This is a genomic window from Calditrichota bacterium (genome assembly GCA_014359355.1).
Lineage (GTDB): Bacteria > Zhuqueibacterota > Zhuqueibacteria > JANLFK01 > Oleimicrobiaceae > Oleimicrobium.
Window position 1 is genome coordinate 1 of sequence record JACIZP010000247.1, and the last position, 3702, is coordinate 3702.

Below are 3702 nucleotides of genomic sequence, written 5' to 3' on the forward strand. Positions count from 1 at the left end.
CGGTTGCAGCTCCGCGCGAACTCACAAGTACCAGTACCTGCGTCCTCTGCCTCGCAGGAAGCGACGTGTCAGCTCGCTGGTCAGGAAGTCAAAAGCCTCGTCCACCGTGGAGGCAAAGCTAAACAGCTTCATGTCCTCCGGCGCGATCGTCCCCCACTCGACGAGCTTGTCGAAGTCGATGACTTCCTCCCAGTAGTCTCTCCCGTAGGCGAGGACCGGCACTTCCTTCCGCATCTTGCCGGTCTGCAGCAAGGTCAGCACTTCGAACCACTCATCCAAGGTGCCGAACCCGCCAGGGAACACTGCCAAGGCCTTGGCCAGGTACACAAACCAAAACTTGCGCATGAAAAAGTAGTGGAACTCAAAGCCAAGGCCTGCAGAAATCCAAGGATTGGGCTCCTGTTCGTGGGGCAGACTTATGTTCATGCCGATGGTCGGGCCCCCTGCCTCTGCGGCCCCCCTGTTGGCTGCTTCCATTATCCCCGGACCTCCGCCGGAGCAAATCACAAAGCGCTGATTCTCGCCCAGGCTCATAGACCATTCAGTCAGGCGGCGTGCCAGCTCGCGGGCATCCTCGTAGTATTGCGAGAGGCGCAGTTGGCGTTCGGCAGCCTTCACTGCCTCGGCAAGGTCGCGCTCGTTCCCTCTGCCCACGGCGAATGCAGCCCGTGCCGCTGCCAATTGTCGCTCCGCCTCGTCCTTGGGTAAAGCCCTTGCAGAGCCGAAGAAGACAATGGTGTCCTTTACTCCCTTCTTGCGCAGCCGCTGGAATGGCTCCAGATACTCCGCCAGCATCCGCAGGACGCGGGCGTCGGAGCTGTTGAGGAAGCGGACATTGCGGTATGCCTTCTGGGGGTGCCTGTTGCGCTTTGTGCGCACGGCGTGGTCGTTTTCTCCGGCAAGAGCAGTTTGTGTGGAAATCGGCTCCATCTGACCTCCTCCCTCCTTCCCTTCACCGCAGATTGCGCCGCAGCCATCGGACCGTGGTGGTGATCAGCTTGCGGCGATAGCGCACTGTTTCGAACATATGTCCGGCCCCAGGGATCATATAGAAGTCGGCCGGCGGCGTCGCCTTGACTTGCATCGACCTGAAGCCCTCCACAAACAGCGGGTCGTCTTTGTCCCCCTGCACCAAGAGTTTGGGCATGGAGAGCTTACGAAAGGCGCGGCCGACGTCGTACTTCAGAGCATCTTCCCAGAACTGGCGTTTCAGGTACCAGCCGTCAAACTCGTAGCCTTGCAGTGTTTCGTCTGAGCGTACCCGCTCCGGCGCGCGCTGCTGGAAGAGCTTGCGCAGGTCTGGCACCACAGACCATCCGACAAAGGCCTCGGCAGGATGGTGGCTGAGGGTCAGAATCGCAGCAGCCCCACCCAGACTCACGCCCAATACCGCCACGCGAGTGCAGTCTTGCTGCTTCATATACTGCATGGCGTCCACGAGGTTTACGATGTTATGCGTGAGCGTCGTATCGGCAAAGTCACCTTCGCTGTCGCCGGAGCCATAGAAGTCGAAGCGCAGTACAGCCATGCCCGCCTCGGCGAAAGCACGTGCCGCTTCCACAAACAGGCGCCTGCTCTCCACTTTGTTGCCAGTGAACCCGTGGCACATGATCACACCCCGCCCTGCGTGCATCGCTGGCATGTGGAGTATGCCGACCAACTGATGCCCCTCGCTCTGAAATGCGACAGGATACTCGCGCATCTGCGTCACCTCACGCCCGATCCGGCAGCAGGATTCTGTCGGCCACCAGCTCTACCACATGTTTGACCTGCACATCCAGCTTGTGGCGTCGCACGCCATAGGCAAGCTGCATCAAACAGGACGGGCAAGCGGTGGCGAGCACCTGGGCACCGGTTTTTCGGACATTCGCCATCTTCCTGTCCAGAATCTGCTCGGACGTTTCCGGATGGGTGATGTTATACGATCCAGCACCTCCGCAGCACCAATCGGCCTCCGGTAGCTCTACGAACTCAACTCCCGGCAGTGAGCTCAGCACCTGGCGCGGTGCGTTTCGTTCTCGCAGATAGTGACTCAGATGACACGGGTCGTGGAACGTCACGCGGATGCTTCCCGTCTTCTGAAAAGAGAGCTCCGTCGTTGCGAGAAACTGAGTCGCATCCTTGACGCGGGCAGCCACAGCCTCAGCTCGCGCCTGTGCCTGGGCGTCCGCGGCGAATAGGTGGGGGTATTCCTTCAGAAACGAGGTGCAGCTTGCGCATTCGGTGAGCACGACGTCTGCTTCGATTTCCGCGATTGCCTCCAAGTTCCGGCGGGCAAGCGACCGCGCGCTTTCCAAGTCACCATACGCATAGGCCGGCAGGCCACAGCAGACGTTGTCCAGCACGGTAACCGCGCAGCCCGTGCTTCGCAGGAGCTTCAGGGTGGCAAGCCCCACCTGTGGCATGGCGAAGTTGATGGCGCAGCCCACGAAGTAAGCGACACGGAGGCCGTCTCTTCCCTGCGCCAGGTCTGCTTGTGCCTCCGGCATGTCACGCAGGAAGTGACGGGGAATGCGCGGCACCAGGGCTTCGGCCGTTGCCACGCTCCTTCCATACCAGCCGAGGATGCGCAACACGCGCACCAGACCGGAGAGTCCCGTGTTCTTGCCAAGCCTGGCCAGCGCGATCAGTCTCCCCAAGACAGCGGGGTTCGGCAACAGGCGCTGGAAAATGACTTGTTGGAGCGCCGGCCGGCCGAACTGGGCATAGTAGGCGGCACGGGCAGCGGCAATGATTTGATCGGTACGTACCTCGGGGTGGCAATTCGTTACGCACGCGTCGCACATCAAGCAGCGGAAGATGGCCGACTTGACCTGGCGATCCATCCGATGCCGGTTTTCGTACAGAGCCCGCACCAGGTTGTTGCGACCGCGCGCGACATCGCGCTCGAGGTAAGTGAGGCTATAGGTGGGACACGTCGGTTGACAGTACCCGCAGCGATTGCACCGCGAGGCCTCGTCATACACTTCGCGCAAGAGGTCAATGGACATCTACAAGCCTCCCACAAATCGGCCGCCCGCAAACACGCCTCGCGGGTCAAACTCCTGCTTCAGTCGTCGCATCAAGTCCAGCGTCTCCGGACGCGCACCCCAGACGTCGAGCTCGTCTTTGGTTTGCTTGCTGGCACGCGAAAGAACAACTGAGCCTCCCTGCTCGGCGATCCCGGTGCGCAGCGCCACCAGTTCACGAGCAACCTCAAGCTCGGTGCTCTGGTCAACGTCTATGTTTGCCGTAACTACGCCAAGCCCGTAGTGGCAAACCACCTCTGCCCTGCGGTCGCGAGCGCGCGCCGCCTGTGCGATGTGCGCCAGGACTCTCTCCACCTCACTCATCGGCACGTTCACGCGAATCTGCAGTCGAGCCTCAGCGCCGTGCAGGAGCTCGCCAACACCTTTCCACAGACGTCGCGCAGCCCCTGCGTCCAGCACGCGGGCCTCGGCTGCGGCGGAGCGGAGCTCGGCCTCTGCAGAACGCGTCACCGCAGCCACCACCTGGCGCTTCCCTTCGAACAGGACGGCCAGCAGATGTGCGTCGGCCCGGCCGCTCAGTTCCGGCATGGCAAGGCGATTCATCGCCCCCGACGAGATCACCTCCACCGCCGCTGGACAGAGCGGCGAGCGAGCCATGGCCGCAGCGGCCTTGCAGCAGTCTTCGCGCTTGGGGAACACCGCAAGCACCGTTCGCGCACTTTCCGCAAGGGGG

Annotated in this window: 4 protein-coding genes; all 4 read right to left on the reverse strand. The window is 61.8% G+C overall.

Going from position 1 to position 3702, the window contains the following annotated elements; all coding sequences use genetic code 11:
* Window positions 1-21: 21 nt before the first annotated feature.
* A complete protein-coding gene (locus H5U38_10940) occupies window positions 22-930 on the reverse strand; it encodes a TIGR00730 family Rossman fold protein (GenBank protein MBC7187540.1) in 909 nt (302 codons plus the stop codon).
* A 22-nt stretch (window positions 931-952) separates the two neighbouring features.
* Window positions 953-1702 (reverse strand): alpha/beta fold hydrolase, encoded by a 750-nt coding sequence (locus tag H5U38_10945; GenBank protein ID MBC7187541.1) that lies wholly within the window; start codon window positions 1700-1702, stop codon window positions 953-955.
* A 10-nt stretch (window positions 1703-1712) separates the two neighbouring features.
* On the reverse strand, window positions 1713-2990 hold the full coding sequence (locus H5U38_10950; protein MBC7187542.1) for a (Fe-S)-binding protein: 1278 nt from the start codon (window positions 2988-2990) through the stop codon (window positions 1713-1715).
* Window positions 2991-3702 (reverse strand): hypothetical protein (locus H5U38_10955; protein ID MBC7187543.1); only part of this gene is annotated, 712 nt, incomplete at its 5' end.

Bases quoted from the DNA above. Each gene is read 5' to 3' on its own strand.
- H5U38_10950 (MBC7187542.1), bottom strand. From the start codon at position 2,990: ATGTCCATTGACCTCTTGCGCGAAGTGTATGACGAGGCCTCGCGGTGC.
- H5U38_10945 (MBC7187541.1), bottom strand. From the start codon at position 1,702: ATGCGCGAGTATCCTGTCGCATTTCAGAGCGAGGGGCATCAGTTGGTC.
- H5U38_10940 (MBC7187540.1), bottom strand. From the start codon at position 930: ATGGAGCCGATTTCCACACAAACTGCTCTTGCCGGAGAAAACGACCAC.